This window comes from Microbacterium sp. KU4F, from assembly GCF_056868075.1.
This window is the reverse complement of sequence record NZ_CP200324.1, coordinates 2050188-2066295: the sequence shown is the minus strand read 5'-3', so window position 1 is coordinate 2066295 and position 16108 is coordinate 2050188. Positions and strand designations below refer to the sequence as shown.

The 16108-nt window shown below is 69.2% G+C and carries 16 protein-coding genes; 4 read left to right on the top strand and 12 right to left on the bottom strand.

Annotated features, from left to right (window positions below):
- Positions 1-17 precede the first annotated feature (17 nt).
- From AC1VNH_RS10510 to AC1VNH_RS10485, 6 genes are read right to left on the bottom strand one after another with little or no spacing between them, the layout of a single operon-like run.
- Positions 18-773: an ABC transporter ATP-binding protein gene (locus AC1VNH_RS10510; RefSeq protein WP_483111302.1), complete on the bottom strand. Its 756-nt coding sequence runs from the start codon at positions 771-773 to the stop codon at positions 18-20.
- Entirely contained in the window at positions 770-1579 is an 810-nt protein-coding gene (locus AC1VNH_RS10505; protein WP_483111301.1) for an ATP-binding cassette domain-containing protein, read from the bottom strand. The genes AC1VNH_RS10510 and AC1VNH_RS10505 overlap by 4 nt, the downstream gene beginning before the upstream one ends.
- Positions 1576-2448, bottom strand: a complete 873-nt coding sequence (locus tag AC1VNH_RS10500) for an ABC transporter permease (protein ID WP_483111299.1) — start codon at positions 2446-2448, stop codon at positions 1576-1578. Before AC1VNH_RS10500 ends, AC1VNH_RS10505 begins: the two co-directional genes overlap by 4 nt.
- A complete protein-coding gene (locus tag AC1VNH_RS10495; RefSeq protein ID WP_483112719.1) occupies positions 2445-3407 on the bottom strand; it encodes an ABC transporter permease in 963 nt (320 codons plus the stop codon). The genes AC1VNH_RS10500 and AC1VNH_RS10495 overlap by 4 nt, the downstream gene beginning before the upstream one ends.
- Before the next feature lie 60 nt (positions 3408-3467).
- Positions 3468-4961 (bottom strand): ABC transporter substrate-binding protein, encoded by a 1494-nt coding sequence (locus AC1VNH_RS10490; protein ID WP_483111297.1) that lies wholly within the window; start codon positions 4959-4961, stop codon positions 3468-3470.
- A gap of 54 nt (positions 4962-5015) precedes the next feature.
- Positions 5016-5714, bottom strand: coding sequence for a DUF1684 domain-containing protein (locus tag AC1VNH_RS10485; RefSeq protein WP_243226227.1), 699 nt, complete (start codon positions 5712-5714; stop codon positions 5016-5018).
- A 201-nt stretch (positions 5715-5915) separates the two neighbouring features.
- On the opposite strand from AC1VNH_RS10485, the gene AC1VNH_RS10480 reads away from it, so the two are divergent.
- Together AC1VNH_RS10480 and AC1VNH_RS10475 are read left to right on the top strand one after the other, a co-directional pair.
- Entirely contained in the window at positions 5916-7202 is a 1287-nt protein-coding gene (locus AC1VNH_RS10480; RefSeq protein ID WP_483111295.1) for an adenylosuccinate synthase, read from the top strand.
- A 1-nt stretch (position 7203) separates the two neighbouring features.
- Positions 7204-8394: a lactonase family protein gene (locus AC1VNH_RS10475; protein WP_483111293.1), complete on the top strand. Its 1191-nt coding sequence runs from the start codon at positions 7204-7206 to the stop codon at positions 8392-8394.
- A 65-nt stretch (positions 8395-8459) separates the two neighbouring features.
- Here the strand turns inward: AC1VNH_RS10475 and AC1VNH_RS10470 are convergent, their stop codons facing one another.
- Entirely contained in the window at positions 8460-9584 is a 1125-nt protein-coding gene (locus AC1VNH_RS10470; RefSeq protein WP_483111291.1) for an AI-2E family transporter, read from the bottom strand.
- A gap of 54 nt (positions 9585-9638) precedes the next feature.
- Here AC1VNH_RS10470 and AC1VNH_RS10465 point away from each other — a divergent pair, with 54 nt between their 5' ends.
- Positions 9639-9941, top strand: coding sequence for a chorismate mutase (locus AC1VNH_RS10465; protein ID WP_234074159.1), 303 nt, complete (start codon positions 9639-9641; stop codon positions 9939-9941).
- A gap of 33 nt (positions 9942-9974) precedes the next feature.
- Here the strand turns inward: AC1VNH_RS10465 and AC1VNH_RS10460 are convergent, their stop codons facing one another.
- From AC1VNH_RS10460 to AC1VNH_RS10440, 5 genes are all read right to left on the bottom strand, one after another.
- Positions 9975-11153: a MalY/PatB family protein gene (locus AC1VNH_RS10460; protein WP_483111289.1), complete on the bottom strand. Its 1179-nt coding sequence runs from the start codon at positions 11151-11153 to the stop codon at positions 9975-9977.
- A 68-nt stretch (positions 11154-11221) separates the two neighbouring features.
- Positions 11222-11917 (bottom strand): hypothetical protein, encoded by a 696-nt coding sequence (locus tag AC1VNH_RS10455; RefSeq protein WP_483111288.1) that lies wholly within the window; start codon positions 11915-11917, stop codon positions 11222-11224.
- On the bottom strand, positions 11914-12816 hold the full coding sequence (locus AC1VNH_RS10450) for an ABC transporter ATP-binding protein (RefSeq protein ID WP_483111286.1): 903 nt from the start codon (positions 12814-12816) through the stop codon (positions 11914-11916). Before AC1VNH_RS10450 ends, AC1VNH_RS10455 begins: the two co-directional genes overlap by 4 nt.
- Positions 12813-13196 carry a GntR family transcriptional regulator gene (locus tag AC1VNH_RS10445; protein WP_483111285.1) on the bottom strand — a complete coding sequence of 128 codons (384 nt, stop codon included), beginning with the start codon at positions 13194-13196 and terminating at the stop codon, positions 12813-12815. Before AC1VNH_RS10445 ends, AC1VNH_RS10450 begins: the two co-directional genes overlap by 4 nt.
- 140 nt (positions 13197-13336) lie before the next feature.
- Entirely contained in the window at positions 13337-13717 is a 381-nt protein-coding gene (locus AC1VNH_RS10440) for a winged helix-turn-helix transcriptional regulator (protein WP_483111284.1), read from the bottom strand.
- A gap of 64 nt (positions 13718-13781) precedes the next feature.
- Between AC1VNH_RS10440 and AC1VNH_RS10435 the strand changes: the two genes are divergently transcribed.
- On the top strand, positions 13782-15983 hold the full coding sequence (locus AC1VNH_RS10435) for an LLM class flavin-dependent oxidoreductase (RefSeq protein WP_483111283.1): 2202 nt from the start codon (positions 13782-13784) through the stop codon (positions 15981-15983).
- Positions 15984-16108: the final 125 nt, after the last annotated feature.

Below are 16108 nucleotides of genomic sequence, written 5' to 3'. Positions count from 1 at the left end.
GGAGCGGCGCGAGCGGGTCAGCGGGGGAGGCGGGGGACGGCGGCGACGAGTTCGCGGGCGTAGGGGGTCTCGGCGGCGGTGAGGATGCGGGCGGTCGGCGCCTCCTCCACGACGCGGCCGTGCTGGAGCACCACCGTCCGCTCGCACAGGGCGGCGACCGCGCCGAGGTCGTGCGAGACCATCACCAGCGCGAGGCCCGTCTCCTCGCGCAGGCGCGCGAGCAGCTCGATGACCTGCACGCGTGTCGTCACATCCAGCGCGCTCACCGGCTCGTCGGCGAGGAGCACGCGCGGGCGCGACACGATCGCTCGGGCGATCGCGATGCGCTGACGCTGACCGCCCGAGAACTCGTGCGGGTAGCGCTCGAGGGTGTCCGGAGACAGCCCCACGGCGGCGACCGCCTCGGCGACGCGGGTCGCCGCATCCGCTCCCGACGCCAGACCCAGCGAGCGCAGCGGCTCGCCCACGATCCGATCGATGCGCTGGCGGGGATCGAGCGACGAGTACGGATCCTGGAAGACGGGCTGCACGCTCGCGCGGAACCGGCGCATGAGCGCGCGATCGCGCAACGCGAGGGGCGCGCCGTCGAAGCGCACCTCGCCGTCACGCGGGCGCGACAGTCCCAGCAGCAGGCGCAGGATCGTGGACTTGCCCGCTCCCGACTCGCCGACCAGACCGACGGACTCGCCCGCGCCGACCGCGAGCGACACGTCTTCGAGAACCGTCTGCGATCCGTACGCGAACCCCGCCGCGCGAAGTTCCAGCACGCTCATCGCGCACCCCCTTCGTCTCGCGCACCCGCGTCGAGGGCCGAGTCGAGGATGCGGGCGCTGCCGATCAGCTGCGCCGTGTACGGGTGCGCGGGCTCGGTGAGCACCGAGGCGACCGTTCCCTGCTCGATCATCGCGCCCTGGCGCAGCACGATCACGCGCTCGGCCATGCGCGAGATCACCGCGAGGTCGTGACTGATGAACAGCAGCGCCATGCCCCGATCGTCGACGAGGCGTTCGAGCAGCGCGAGGACGCCGTCCTGCACCGTGACGTCCAAAGCCGTGGTCGGCTCGTCCGCGATGAGCAGGCGCGGCTGGGCCGCCAGCGCGATGGCGATGGCGATCCGCTGCCGCTGCCCGCCCGACAGCTCGTGCGGATAGGCGCGGGCGATGCGGGCATCGGGCAGGGCCACCTCTGCCAGCGCCGCAGCGACCGCCTCGCGCAGCGGCGCGCCGCGCAGCCCGCGCCAGCGCCGCAGCGGCTCGGCGATCTGACGCCCCACGCGCATCAGCGGATCGAGGGCTGTCAGCGGCTCTTGGAACACGATCTGGGCGACAGGGCCGCGCAGCGGCCGCAGGTCCGCATCGCGCGTGCCCACGACCTCCCGGTCGTCGAGCCGGATCGAGCCGGATGCGGACAGGGCCTGCGGCAGCAGACCCAGCACCGCGAGGGCGGTCAGCGACTTGCCGGATCCGGACTCGCCGATCACCCCGACGCGTTCGCCGGCTGCAACCTCGAACGAGATGTCGCGCACGGGTGTCGCGCCGCCCGCGCGCACCGAGAGTCCGTTCACCGAGAGCAGGCTCATCGCGACCTCCGTCGGGTCGGGTCGGTCCACTCGCGCAGTCCGTCGGCGAGGAAGTTGATGCCGAGCACGAGCGCCACGATCGCGATGCCGGGGGCGATCGCGCCGACCGGAGCGGTCAGCACGGTTCCCTGCGCCTCCTGCAGCATGCGCCCCCACGACGCGTTGGGGGGCGGGGCGCCGAGCCCGAGGTACGACAGGCTCGCCTCCGCGAGCACCGCGATGCCGAACTGCAGCGCGAGACTCACGAGCAGCGTCGGGGCGATGTTGGGCAGTACGTGCTGCCGGATGATGCCGCCCAGTCGTGTTCCGCTCGTGCGCGCGGCGATCACGTACTGCTCGCCGAGAACGCGGCGCGCCAGGATGCGGGTGAGCCGCGCCACCACGGCTGACATCGCCAGTCCGATCGCGAGGATCGCCGAGAACAGCGACGGGCCCTGCACGGCGACCACGAGCATCGCCAGCAGCAGCACGGGGAACGCGATCACCACGTCGAGCGCCGCCGAGAGCGTGTCGTCGAGCGAGGGTCGGGCGAACGCGGCCACGAGCCCCAGCGAGATCCCGATCACGGCGGCGATCAGCACCGCGCCGGCCCCGACCGTTAGAGCGATGCGGGCGCCCACCATGAGCTGACTCAGCAGGTCCCGTCCCAGGCGATCCGTGCCGAGCAGGTGCGCGGGGCTCGGGGATTCGAGTCGGTCACCGCTGATGTCGCTCAGCGGGTAGGGCAGCCAGACGAGGGAGACGACCGCGGTGAGCACGACGAGTCCCACCAGCACGATCCCGATGATCAGCGTCGCGTGGGGGCGGCGCCGCCGGACGGATGCGGTGGCGACCGCATCCGTCTGCGCCTTCAGAGCCGCCCCGCTCATCGGTTGCCCGAGACGCTCGTGCGCAGGCGCGGGTCGATCAGACGCTGCACCACGTCGGCGGCGAACCCGACGAGCAGCACGAACAGGGTGCTGACCACGAGGACGCCCTGGATGTTCGCGAAGTCGTGCTGCTCGATGCCGGTGAGCAGCATGCTGCCGAGCCCCGGCAGCGTGAACACGCTCTCGACGACCACCGCTCCCAGCAGGGTCGTCGACAGCTCGATACCGAGGACGGCGACGACCGGCACGGCGCCGTTTCGCACCCCGTGACGCAGAAGCGCCTCGGCGCGCGAGGCGCCGCCCGCCCGGGCGGTGCGCAGGTAGTCGCTGCCGAGCACGTCGAGGGTCGCGGCGCGCACATAGCGGCTGAGTGACGCGCTCATCACGATCGCGATCGTGATGACGGGCAGGGTCAGCGAGCGCAGAGCATCGGCCGGATCCTCCCAGTCGTGGCGGGGGAACCCGCCCGAGGGAAGCAGACCCAGTTGGAGCGCGAAGATCCAGACCAGGATGACGCCAACCCAGAAGACGGGAACGGCGACACCGAGTTGTGCGAAGCCGGACAGGAGGATGCCGTACCACCGGTCGGCCTTCACCGCGGCGGTGATGCCCACGATGAGCGAGACGACGAGGGCGAGGCCGAAGGCGAGCAGGGTGAGCGGGAGCGTGATCGCGAGGCGCGCCGCGACCTCGTCGCCGACGGACCGCGAGGAGATGTACGACTCGCCGAGGTCGAGGCGCAGCAGCTGCGCGGCCCAGGTCGCGAACTGCTGGACGAGCGGTTGGTCGGAGCCGACCTGGGCGCGGGCCGCCGCGATCTGGTCCGGCGTCGCATCCACCGAGAGTAGGGCGTTCGCGGGGTCGCCGGGCAGCAGCCGCAGCAGGACGAAGATGACGACCATAGCGACGACGAGGGAGACCGCGAGGAACGCGGCCCGACGCAGCAGATAGACGACCATGGGGTTCACCGGGAATGGATGATGCCGCCGACCCGGTCGGTCGGCGGCATCATCCGTGGATCAGGACTTGACGATGTCGTAGGCGAAGAACTGCGAGTTCAAGCCGTTGACCGGGTACCCGCTGACGTCGCTGGAGGCCACGACGATCTGCGGGTAGAGGTACAGCCACACGCTAGCCGCATCCGCCGCGATCTGCTCGTTGACCTGCTTGAGCAGCGAGGTCTGCTCGTCGACGGTCGTGGCCTGCTCGGCCTCGGACACCCACTGGGTCACCTGCGGGTTGTTATAGCCCCAGTAGAAGTCGGGGTTGCCGTACCAGACCACGTCGCGGTCGTTCACGTGCTCCTGCAGGGTGGCGGTGAAGTCGCGGTCCTTGAAGACCTTCGTGTACCACTCGTCCGCGCTGATCGTGTTGATCTCGACCGTGATCCCGACCTCGGCCAGCTGCGACTGCAGGAACTCCGCGACGGCGGGGTGCGGGTCGTAGCTCGGGGTGTCGAGGGTGAACGTGAACCCGTCGGCGTATCCGGCCTGTGCCAGCAGCTCCTTCGAGAGCGCCGGGTCGTAGGGGTTCACGCCCGTGAGGTCCTCGTACCAGGGGTCGGTGGGCGGCACCATCGAACCGATGAGGGTGCCGTAGTCGCCCCAGATCGAGCTCAGCAGCTTCTTCGTGTCGATGGCCGAGTACACGGCCTTGCGCACGTCGACGTTGTCGAACGGCGCCACGCGGTCGTTGAAGGCGAGCAGCTCCTTCGTGGTCGAGGTGCCCTCGCTCACGACGTAGTCGCTGTTGCCGTCGAACTGCGCCAGCTGGTCGGGGCCCTGGATGCTGGTGATGAGGTCGATCTCACCCGTCAGCAGCGCGTTGTTCTCGGCCGTCGCGTCGGTGAAGTACGTGAAGACGACCTCGGCGTTCTTGGCGAGGCTGCCCCAGTAGCCGTCGAAGCGCTTCAGGGTCAGCGTGCTGCCCTGCTTCCACTCGTCGAGCGTGTACGGGCCGGTGCCGTCCTCGGTCGTGGTCAGATCGCCCGCCTCGGCGTTGACGATCCACACGTAGCTCAGGTTGTAGAGGAACGAGATCGAGCGCTGCGAGAGCGTGAACACGACCGTGTTGTCGTCGGGGGTCGCGATGTCCGCGATCGGGCCGAAGCTCGACTTGCGGGCCGACTTCGAGTCGTCGGCGAGGACCGCCTCGACGCTCGCCTTGACGTCGGCGGAGGTCAGCTTCTTGCCGGAGTGGAACTCGACGCCGTCGCGCAGCGTGATCGTGTAGGTCAGGCCGTCGTCACTGACCTCTTCGGACTCGGCGAGCAGGGGCTGGACCTCGCCGTCGTCGGTGAGCTTGTAGAGCCCCTCGTAGACGTTGCCGTTGAAGGCCTCCGTCACGCCCTGACCGCCGCCCTGCGTGTTGCTCAGGTTCTGCGGCTCGTACAGCGAGCCGATCACGATCGTGGCGTCGTCGGCGTTGTCGGCCGTGCTGGAACCGGCGGCGCAGCCGGCCAGCAGCAGGGCTGCGGCAGCGGCTGCCGTCACGGCGAGCAGAGGTCTTCTCATGCGGGGATACTCCAGGGTGCTGTGGGTGTGGTCGGGAGGCTGTGCGGCGCCGCGTCAGGCGGCGTAGATGTCGAAGCCGTCGCGGAAGACGACGGACTTCTCGCCCGCGCGCACCGGAACCTCGAAGCGGTTGGATGCGGGAGGAAGCGGGCAGTTGTACTGCGCGGAGAACCCGCACGGCGGCACGAAGGCGCGGTTGAAGTCGAGCACGACCCGGTGCGGGTCGCCCTCGACGTGCTGCACGAAGAGGAAGCGGCCGGGTCCGTAGGTTTCGACGCCGTTGGTGGTGTCGCCGAACACGAGCAGCAGCTTTCCGCCGTCGTCGAAGGCGGCGAGGGTGCGCTCCACTCCAGCGATCGTCGCGGTGATGTCGCCGGGGACGATGAGATCGCGGGTGCCGCCGTTGTCGCGGATGTGCTCGAAGGGCACGGTGCGCGAGGCCTCCACGGGTCGGAACGTGCCGTCGATGACCCAGTCGGGGTCGTAGTCGTAGGTGTCGATCCGTTCGAAGGCGCCGATTGCAGGGGAGGCCGCATCCCAGAAGCGCAGTCCGTGCTGCGGCTCGCCCGTATCGATGTCGGTGCGCTCGATCTCGGTCACCTGCACCGTGGGCGCGGCCGAGGCCTGCGCGGCGCCGAGATCGGCGCGAGCGCCGGTCCAGCGCGTCTCGACGAGGGCGAGGTTACCGGTGGGGGCGGCGACGGCGCGTTCGCGCGCGGCGTGCCAGCGGGCGTGGTCTTCTCGGGCGGACATGATGCGTCCATTCTCGGAACTCGGGGACATAGTGCCCAATCGGGCGTCACGGAAGGCAATGCGCCGGATGAGGGGGATATTCCCCGCGCGCTCGCGCGAGACCGGCTCGATAGACTGCCCGAAGACCTCCCGTTCGACGGGTTCGCGTCTCCCGGTGCCGTCAGGCGCCGTCATCTGCCACCCGATTCGAGGGAGCCACCCATGCCAGGCATCGTGATCGTCGGCGTCCAGTGGGGCGACGAGGGCAAGGGCAAGGCCACCGATCTGCTCGGCTCGCGCACCGACTGGGTCGTCAAGTTCAACGGCGGCAACAACGCCGGGCACACGGTGGTGATCGGCGACGAGAAGTACGCCCTGCACCTGCTGCCCTCCGGCATCCTCTCGCCCGGCGTGAACGCCGTCATCGGCAACGGTGTCGTCGTCGACCTCGAGGTGCTCTTCTACGAGCTCGAGGCGCTCCAGGCGCGCGGCGTCGACACGTCGCGCCTGCGAGTCAGCGCGAACGCGCACGTGATCACGCAGTACCACCGCACGCTCGACAAGGTCACCGAGCGCTTCCTCGGCAAGCGTCAGATCGGCACCACCGGGCGCGGGATCGGCCCCGCCTACGCCGACAAGATCAACCGCGTCGGCATCCGCATCCAGGACCTGTTCGACGAGAACATCCTGCGCCAGAAGGTCGAGGGAGCGCTCGATCAGAAGAACCACCTGCTCGTGAAGGTCTTCAACCGCCGCGCCATCACGGTCGACGAGATCGTGGAGGACCTGCTCTCGTACGCGGAGCGGCTGCGCCCCATGGTGTGCGACACCGGTCTGCTGCTCAACGACGCGCTGGATGCGGGCGACGTCGTCGTCTTCGAGGGTGGTCAGGCCACGATGCTCGACGTCGATCACGGCACCTACCCCTTCGTCACCTCGTCGTCGGCGACCGCCGGCGGCGCGGCGACCGGCTCGGGCGTCGGCCCGAACCGACTCGACCGGATCGTGGGCATCGTCAAGGCGTACACGACGCGCGTCGGGTCCGGTCCCTTCCCGACCGAGCTCTTCGACGAGCAGGGCGAGTGGCTGCGTTCGCGCGGTTTCGAGTTCGGCACCACGACGGGTCGCCCACGCCGGGTCGGCTGGTACGACGCGCCGATCACGCGCTACGCCACGCGCATCAACGGCATCACCGACCTCGTGCTCACCAAGCTCGACATCCTGACCGGCCTCGAGCAGATCCCGGTCTGCGTCGCCTACGACGTCGACGGCGTGCGCTTCGACGAGGTCCCGGTGAACCAGACCGAGTTCCACCACGCCAAGCCGATCCTCGAGTACCTGCCCGGATGGTCTGAGGACATCTCGAGCGCACGCACGTTCGAGGAGCTGCCGCAGACGGCGCAGGACTACGTGCTGGCGCTCGAGCGGCTGAGCGGCACGCGCATCTCGGTGATCGGCGTGGGCGCCGCCCGCGACGCCGTCATCGTGCGCCACGACCTCGTCGACTGACGTGCGGCTGCTCACCGGCGGCTACGGCGCCGAGATGGACGGCATCGGCGAGGGCATCGGCGAGCTGCATGCGGGTGCCGCTGATCAGTCGCTCGCGGGATCTGCTCTCGCCTACGCCGGCGTGGTCGCCGCCGTCGACGGCTCGCCCTCGTGGGTCGCTCGCCATCCCACTCTCGACGTTATCTACGCGGCTCTCGAGTCGGCGGGCGCGGTGCAGGCCTTCCGTCGCACCGGGGAGTCACGCTACGAGCGCCTCGGCCCGGCGATCCCGGCCGGCGAGGCCGTCTGCCACATCGCCGTCGCACCCGACGGCGCCTGGCTCATGGCGACGTGCTGGGGAGACGGCCGCGTCGTGCGGATGACGCTGGACGCCACCGGCCGCCCGTCAGGGCCTTCGCTCGCGCCGGCACCCGTCGATCCGTATGCCGGTTCGGGAATGTCGGTGTCCACCGCCGTCGCCGAAGCGGCCGACGTCAGCCTCGAAGCGGCCGCCCGCGCCCTACGGGACGCGGCGGGTGAGGAGTACGCGCACCTCATCCCGCACCTGGGGGAGGCGGAGGCGCCTCTCGCTCCGGAGCTCGAGACGCCCGTGTTGGAGCGCACCCCGCACGCCCACCAGAGCATCCTTCTCCCCGGCGGCGCCATCGCCACGACCGACATGGGCTTCGATCTCGTGCGGTTCTGGCGCCCGTCCGGCGACAGGCTGCGGGCTGCGGGCGAGGTCGTGCTGCCCCGCGGCAGCGGCCCACGCCACGGCGTGTGGCACCCGAGCGGTCATCTCTACGTCGTGGCGGAACTCTCGCGGGAGGTGTTCGTGCTGGCGCCGGATGCGTCGGGCGCGTGGCGTCTGGTCGGCGGCGTTCCGCTTGCGGGAACCCTCGACGGCGACACGGCGGCGGAGCTCGCCGCATCCTCCGACGGCTCGTTCCTCGTCGCCGGCGTGCGTGGGAGCAACACGCTCGCCACGGTGCGCGTAGCCGGCGCGGGGGAGCAGCTGCAGTTCGTCGCCCTCGCCGACAGCGGCGTGGACTGGCCGCGTCACCACGTCGTCTCGCGCGACACGGTGCTGGTGGCCGGTCAGCGATCGGACGAGGTCGCCGCCGTGTCGCTGGATCTTCGCACCGGCATCGCGGGGCGTGTGCGCTCTCGCGTCGCGGTGCCGTCCCCGACCTGCCTGCTGCCCATCCGCTGAGCGGTTCGCCGCGTTTCGTCTCCTCGATGCCCTCGTCGAAACGCAGAGTCGAAACGCAGACCCTCTCAGCTGTCGGGATGCAGCTTCGCGTCCTGCTTCGGGATGATGACCTGCTTCACGATGAGCAGGACCGACGCGGTCACGGGGATCGCGACCAGCGCCCCGAGCAGCCCGAGCAGCGTGCCGCCCACCAGCGCTCCGATCACCACGAGCGAGCCCGGGATCGAGATCGTGCGGTTCATGACGCGGGGCGTGAGCAGGTATGCCTCGAGCTGCATGTAGACGAGGTACGCGATTGCGAACACCAGTGCGCCCATGGGGCTGGCGAACAGGGCGAACACCGAGCCGATCACCCAGAACAGCACCGTTCCGACGAGCGGGATGAGGGTGACGCAGAACGCCACGACGGCGAACAGCTGGGGGAAGGGCAACCCGAGCACCAGGAACATGATGAGCACGAACACGGCGTTGCACAGCGCGAGGACGACCATGCCGCGCAGGTAGCCGCCGATGGAGTCCGCGATCTCCTCGGTGAGAGAGGCGACCTTGGTGCGCGAGTAGGCGGGAGCCAGCGACAGCAGCGACTTCTTCATCATCGGCAGGGAGGCCGTGAAGTAGAGGCTCAGCACCAGGATGATGATGCCGCCGGAGATTCCGGTGACGATCGAGACGCCGACCTTGAGCACGCCGCCGCTGATCGAGGCGATGTTGGTCGGGTTGGTGATGAAGTCCTGCACGTGACCGAGGATGTCCGGCAGGACGCTGCCGAACGTGTCGTGCAGCGATCGATACAGCTCGCTCTGCTGGAACGTGGTGAACAGCTGCGGCACGCCGTTCACGAACTCCGCGATCTGCTGCACCACGGTCGGGATGATGAGCAGCAGCACCCCGACCAGCACGATCGCGAAGCCGACGAACACGATGACGATGCCCCAGACGCGTGCGACGCCGCGCTTCTCGAAGAAGCGCACGAGGGGGTCGAGGCCGAGGGCGGCGAACAGGGCGAATGCCACATAGATCAGCACCGTGGACAGGTTGGAGACCGCGAGTCCCAGCACCAGTGCGAGCAGGCCCCCGAGCGTGACGAAGAATCCGAGCGCGAACGGGTGGTGCACGGCGCGCCAGCGCAGACCCGTGGCGGTGGGCGGGGCGGATGCGGGATTGACGGACCCAGCCGATTCATCGGTCATGCCCACACTCTAGGGCGCGGCACGCGCGGTAGTGTCGAGGCCGAGGAGGACGCCATGACCGAGCCCGTCGACCCGATCTCCACCCTCCAGGGGCTGCGCGCCAGCATCGACAACATCGATGCTGCGCTGACCTTCATGCTCGCGGAGCGTTTCCGCTGCACGAAGGCCGTCGGAGCTCTGAAGGCGGAGCATGGCCTTCCCCCTTCCGACCCGGCACGCGAGGAGCGCCAGCTGGCACGCCTGCGCAGTCTCGCGCTGCAGGCGGACCTCGACCCGGCGTTCGCCGAGAAGTGGTTCAACTTCGTCGTCGCCGAAGTGATCCGCCACCACGAAGCGGCCGCGTCCGCCACCGACTGATCCCTCTCAGAGCGGGGCGATCAGCCCCGAACCTCACGCCGCCGAACGCGCGCGCAGCGAGGTGCCGAGTCGACGCACGACGTGCTCGAGCACCGGCCTCGGGGTCGCGAAGATGAGCCGCGCGAAGCCCGTGCCGGCCACGCCGCACATGGTTCCCTCCGTCAGCCCCACGGATGCCTCCCGCTGGAAGAATTCGGCGGGCGCGTCACCGAGGCCGGCGCTTCGGAAGTCGATCCATCCGACGTAGGTTCCCTCGGGCTTCGGCATCCAAGCGCCCGGGATCTCTTCGGCGAGGAGGTCCTGCAGGGCGTCGCGATTTCGTTCGAGGTAGGGCACGAGCTCGGCGAGCCAGTCGTCGCCGTCGCGGTAAGCCACCGTGTTGGCGATGGCGCCGAGGTTGCTGGTGCCGTGGCCGCCGAACGGGCCGATCTTCGCCCACTTCTCCCGGTCGGCGTCGCTCGTGAGCACGAGCTGCGCGCACTTCAGCCCGGGCAGGTTCCAGGCCTTGGACGCGCTCATCGCGGTGATCGTGTGCTGCGCGGCCGCCTCGGAGACCGACGCGTACGGGACATGGGTCGATCCACTGAAGACGAGCGGGGCCCAGATCTCGTCGGAGAACACGCGCCCGCCGTTGCGCTCGACGACCTCGGCGACGGCGACGAGCTCTTCGCGGCTGAAGACACGACCCACCGGGTTGTACGGGTTGCACAGCAGCAGGAGGTTCCCGCCGTCGTCGAACGCCCGCTGCAGGGCGTCGAGGTCGAACTCGTACCGACCGTCACGGACGGCGAGCGGGACCTCGATGACCTCTCGTCCGCGCATCGGCGGCACGAACAGAAACGGCATATAGGAGGGCGTCGGCACGATGATCTTGGAGCCCGGCGCACTGCAGTGCTCCATGGCGAGTTCGAGGCCGACGATGACGTCCGGAACGCCCCACACATCCGATGCCGGAACCTGCCAGCCGTAGCGGCGAGCGACGAACTCAGCCGTCGCCTCGGAGAGATCCGTCGCGATCCCCCGCGGCATGTAGCCGAACGACCCGGCGTCCACGGCTCGGTGCAGTGCCTCGGTGATCTTCGGATCGATGCCGAAGTCCATCTCCGCCACGAACGCGCCCAGGGTGCCGTCCTCCGCCGCCCACTTGGTGGCCCCGGTGGATCGCAGCTGGTCGACGGTGATGGCATCGACGCGCCGTGCGAACTCGCTCATGTCGTTCTCCTTCTCGACGGCGGACTCGGGTACTGATCCGAGATCGCGCCACCTCCATCATCCCGTCGTCAGGGAGTGGCGCGGCGCAGCGTCGGGAAGGCGATCGCGGCGAGCACTGCGGCGACCGCCGCGGTCAGGAGGGTGATACCGCCGAACCCGATCGATGCGAACCAGTCGGAGACGTACGACCAGGCGTCCATCCGCGTCACGGCGAACAGAGCCAGCACGATGACGGCGGCGATCCCGACGAGCGTGACGACCAGCCACAACGTGCCGAAACGCTTGAGGATCGTCGCGCCCCAGAATCCGGCGATGAAGAACAACATGGCGAGCACGAAGTAGAAGAGCCCCGCCAGCACCGATCCAGACTCCCAGACGACCCCGACGGCGAAGAAGTAGCCGTTGAACCCCCAGCCTCCGGTCGCAGTCTCGATGAGCCCGCCGATGACGAAGATCACGGCGAGCATGACGGCGGTGAGAACCGCCGTCAGCATCGTGCCGATGAAGAACTCGCGCCGCGTCACGCTCATGGCCTGCGAGAACGGGAACGTCATGATCAACGCCTGCGAGCCGATGACGGCGAAGTACCAGAGAGGCGCCTGCGCGGCACCGCTGTAGAAGTTCCCGGTCACTCCCGCGCTGACGAGGATGCCGTAGACCGCCATGTTGAGAGCGAAGGCACCGCCGAGGACGATCAGCGGAACCCAGATGAAGGTCTGTCTGTTGGTCAGCTGCATGCGCACGACCTTGAGGATGCGGTTCATCGCACGACTCCGTTCTCGAGGGCGGGGGATTCGACGCGCTGCGTGAGGCGCACGACGAGCTGTTGCAGTGACACCGGAGCGACCTCGAGACCGGCATCCCGCATGCGCACGCGCTCGTCCGGGGTGAGCGTGCCGAGGACGGTGACGGATGCGACGCGGCCGAGGCTCTCGCGGTGCAGTAGCTCGCGGCCGGCGACGAAGGCGTCGACCGCCTCGGCGTCGCCGACGACACTCGTCGCGCGATCGCGCAGCGCCTCGGTGTCCTCGTCGAGCAGGACGCGACCTCCCTCGACGACGATGACCTTCTCGAGGAGGTTGGCGACCTCGTCGATCAAGTGACTCGACAGGATGATGGTGCGGGGGTGCTCGGCGTAGTCCTCGAGGAGCCGGTCGTAGAAGATCTGGCGGGCGACCGCATCCAGTCCGAGGTACGGCTCGTCGAAGAAGGTGATCTCGGCGCGCGAGGCGATGCCGATGATGACCCCGACCGCGGAGAGCTGTCCGCGCGAGAGCTTCTTGATGCGCGTCTTCATCGGCAGCCGGAAGTCGGCGATGAGGCGTTCGGCGAGCTCCTGGTCCCAGTTCGGGAAGAAGAGTCGCGCGATGCGGAACGCGTGGACGGGTAGGGCGTCGTCGGGGTACCGCTGGCTCTCGCGAACGAAGCAGACCCTGGAGAGCACGCGGGCGTTCTCGTACGGGTCTTCGCCGAACACGCGCACCTCGCCGGAGGTGGCGAAGTTCTGCGCGGTCAGGATCGACATGATCGTGGTCTTGCCCGCTCCGTTGCGTCCGAGGAGCCCGTAGATGGCGTCCTTCTCGATCCGGAAGCTGACCTCGTCGATCGCGAGGGTGTCGCGGTACCGCTTGGTCAGCGCGCTGACCTCGATCACGGCGGTCACTTGGTGTCTCCTTCGTTCAGTGCGCCGGCGGCGCGGTCGGCGATGAGATGCGTGATGTCCTCCGGGCCGAGTCCGAGCCGGCGGGCTTCGGCGAGCAGCGGCTCGACGAATCGGTCCGCGAACGCGGAGCGGCGTTCGTTGCGGAGCGCCTCGCGGGCGCCGGGGGCGACGAACATGCCCACGCCGCGGCGCTTGTAGAGCACTCCCTTGTCGACGAGCATGTTGACTCCTTTGGCCGCGGTGGCGGGATTGATGCGGTGGAACGCGGCGAGCTCGTTTGTCGACGGCGCCTGGTCTTCCTCGCGGAGGCTGCCATCGACGATCGCGTCCTCGACGCTCTCCGCGATCTGGAGGAAGAGTGGTTTGCCCTCTTCGATCACTGGTTCCCCGTTCGGTGGTTCATTACTTGACTAACTAACCATGCAACGACGGATGTGGCCATGTCAAGAGACGAGGCGCCAGTGTGCTCCGCAACGACACGAGACGAAGCGTGCGTCGCCTCCGGAAACGAGTGCCCGCGTCAGGCTTCGGCGGACAGATCCCGGGAGACGGGAGGCTCCCAGCGCCTGGCGTACTGCGCCATGGGTTGCAGGGAGCGCAGCAGCTCACGCCCCCGCTCGGAAAGGCGATACGAGATGCTGACCGGGGTGGTCGGTGCGACGATGCGCTCGACGAGCCCGGCCATGTCGAGTTCGCGCAGGCGCACGCTGAGCATCCGGGCGGAGAGTCCTTTGACCCGGCGCTCGATCTCGCTGAAGCGTTCCGCGCCCGTCCCCAACGCCAGCAGGATGCCGCTGGACCAGCGCTTGCCGACGAGTTCCATCACGCCCGCGAGGCGTCGGCATTCCTCATCGTCGATGTGGAGCGGCGCGCGAGTTGCGTCGGCGGAAGCGTCAGTCACGCACCAAAAGTAAGTAACTTATGCAGCGTTTGTCAATGACGTTCCGTCTGCCGAGGCTGAGTGCGTGCCCGACTACCTCCACACGCTGCGATTCGGCAGCTTCGTCACCCCGATCGCGTCCGCCCCGCAGCGCCCCGTCGACCTGGCCATGCTCAGCGAGGAGCTCGGCTTGGACCTCGTGACGTTCCAGGACCACCCGTACCTGCCGGTGCTCCAGGACACGTGGACTCTCTTGGCGTGGGTCGCCGCGAAGACCTCCCGCATCCACGTCTCGGGGAACGTGTTGAATCTCCCGCTGCGCCAGCCCGCGGTCCTGGCCCGGGCCATGGCGAGCCTGGACCGACTCAGCGAAGGAAGGGCGGAGCTGGGGATCGGCACGGGAGGCTACTTCGATGCGATGGCGACGATGGGTGCGCCGCTGTTGACCCCCGCCGAGGCGGTGAGCGGCCTGGATGAAGCGCTCGACATCATCAGGGGCCTCTGGGACACCTCGGATCCGTCGCCGTTGTCTGTGGCAGGGGAGTACCACCGCGTCGCCGGCGCCGCCCGCGGACCGGCTCCCTCGCACGAGATCCCGATCTGGGTGGGGGCGTACAAGCCGCGCATGCAGCGGATCATCGGACGCAAGGGCGACGGGTGGTTGCCGAGTCTGCCCTGGATGAAGCCGGGCGACATCGAACGCGGAAACCGCGTCATCGATGATTCCGCCCGCGCAGCGGGACGTGATCCGCGAGACGTGACCCGCCTGCTGAACGTGACCCCGCAGTACGACGCGGAAGACCTGGCCGAGCTCGCGGTCGAGCACGGGATCAGCGTCTTCATCATGGGTTCGGACGACCCGCGGGAACTCCGCACGTTCGCCAATGAAACGGCTCCCCGCATCCGAGACCGAGTCGAGCGGGCCCGGCGGAGCTCGCGACCCGCCCTCGCACGGCCGGTGGCGCGCGCCTTCGCCGACGACCCGATCCCCGAAGCGCTCGCCGCGCGGGTCCTGCTGCCCGGCGACCGCGGCTACGCCCGGTACACGTCGAGCTACTTCCGTGGCGCCCGCCCCGGTCTGATCATCCGCCCGGAGTCTCCGGCGGAGGTGCAGGATGCCGTGCGATTCGCCGCACGGCATCGGGGTCTGCCCCTGGGCCTGTTCAGCGGCGGGCACGGCCTGTCGGGGCGTTCACTGAACAACGGGGGCATCGTCATCGCCCTGGACGCCCTGAACGCGATCGACGTCGATGGCGCCAAGGTCCGCGTCGGCCCAGGCGCCCGCTGGCGAGAGGTCGCGAGGACGCTCTCGCCGCACAACCTCGCCATCACCGCCGGCGACTACGGCGGCGTGGGAGTAGGGGGACTGGCCACGACGGCGGGGATCGGCTGGTTCGTCCGCGAACGCGGCCTCACGATCGACCACCTCCGCGCGGTCGACATCGTCACCGCGGACGGCGAGCTCGTGCGTGCGAGCGCATCGGAGAACGCGGACCTGTTCTGGGCGGTACGCGGCGCAGGGGCGAACTTCGGAGTCGTGGTCTCGTTCGAGTTCGAGGCGCACCCCGTCTCCGAGCAGGTCGGGTTCGCGATGCTCGTCTTCGTCCCCGACGACCTCACCGCCTTCCTCGAGGGATGGGGGAGCACCATCGAGCACGCAGACCCGACCGTGACCGGGACGCTCATGATCGGTCCCGCGGCTCCGGGCGCCCCGACAGTGGTGCAGGCGCTGATCCTCGTGGACGAGCAGGACCCGGAGACGGTCGTCGAGAGATTGCAGCCTTTCGCCGGGCTCGCCCCGATGGCGAACCAGTCCATCCAGATGCTCCCCTACGCCGCGCTGCTCGAACTGCCCGCCGGCGGCGAGGTGCAGCACGGGCAGGGGGAGCCGCACGGGCACTCCGGGCTGGTCCGCCATCTCGACCACGATGTGGCGGTGAAGCTCACGAAGCTGCTGTCGTCGCGGTCGTCGTTCATCCTCAGCATCCGTTCCGCCGGAGGTGCGGTCGCGAACGTCGCGGCGGACGCAGTCGCGTACGGATGGCGGGACGCGAACTTCCTGCTCGCGATGCTCGGCGGCAGTTCGGAGGAGCTGGAGCAGCGGTGGGCGGATCTGGTGCCGGCGATGGAGGGCATGTACCTCAGCTTCGAGACCGATACGGGCCCCGAGGTCCTGGCTCGGGCCTTCCCGCCTTCCCACCTGGAGCGCCTCGGCAGATTGAAGGCGATCTGGGATCCGACCGGGCTGTTCCGCGACAACTTCTTCATCGAACCGGCCCCGGCCTGAGCGGCGGCGATCGATCGGGATCGGGGCCCGGATCCACACCGCATGTGCGTTCGCGGACGACGTTTGATACCGCGCGGGCGCGGTAGCGCGATCGGTCGGATGCGGCAACCGCGTGAGCCGACTTG

Coding starts and splice junctions, on each gene's coding strand:
- AC1VNH_RS10455 (WP_483111288.1), bottom strand. CDS start 11,917: ATGAACCGCATCCTCAAGGTCGTGCGCATGCAGCTGACCAACAGACAG.
- AC1VNH_RS10495 (WP_483112719.1), bottom strand. CDS start 3,407: ATGGTCGTCTATCTGCTGCGTCGGGCCGCGTTCCTCGCGGTCTCCCTC.
- AC1VNH_RS10480 (WP_483111295.1), top strand. CDS start 5,916: ATGCCAGGCATCGTGATCGTCGGCGTCCAGTGGGGCGACGAGGGCAAG.
- AC1VNH_RS10510 (WP_483111302.1), bottom strand. CDS start 773: ATGAGCGTGCTGGAACTTCGCGCGGCGGGGTTCGCGTACGGATCGCAG.
- AC1VNH_RS10490 (WP_483111297.1), bottom strand. CDS start 4,961: ATGAGAAGACCTCTGCTCGCCGTGACGGCAGCCGCTGCCGCAGCCCTG.
- AC1VNH_RS10505 (WP_483111301.1), bottom strand. CDS start 1,579: ATGAGCCTGCTCTCGGTGAACGGACTCTCGGTGCGCGCGGGCGGCGCG.
- AC1VNH_RS10470 (WP_483111291.1), bottom strand. CDS start 9,584: ATGACCGATGAATCGGCTGGGTCCGTCAATCCCGCATCCGCCCCGCCC.
- AC1VNH_RS10485 (WP_243226227.1), bottom strand. CDS start 5,714: ATGTCCGCCCGAGAAGACCACGCCCGCTGGCACGCCGCGCGCGAACGC.
- AC1VNH_RS10460 (WP_483111289.1), bottom strand. CDS start 11,153: ATGAGCGAGTTCGCACGGCGCGTCGATGCCATCACCGTCGACCAGCTG.
- AC1VNH_RS10465 (WP_234074159.1), top strand. CDS start 9,639: ATGACCGAGCCCGTCGACCCGATCTCCACCCTCCAGGGGCTGCGCGCC.
- AC1VNH_RS10500 (WP_483111299.1), bottom strand. CDS start 2,448: ATGAGCGGGGCGGCTCTGAAGGCGCAGACGGATGCGGTCGCCACCGCA.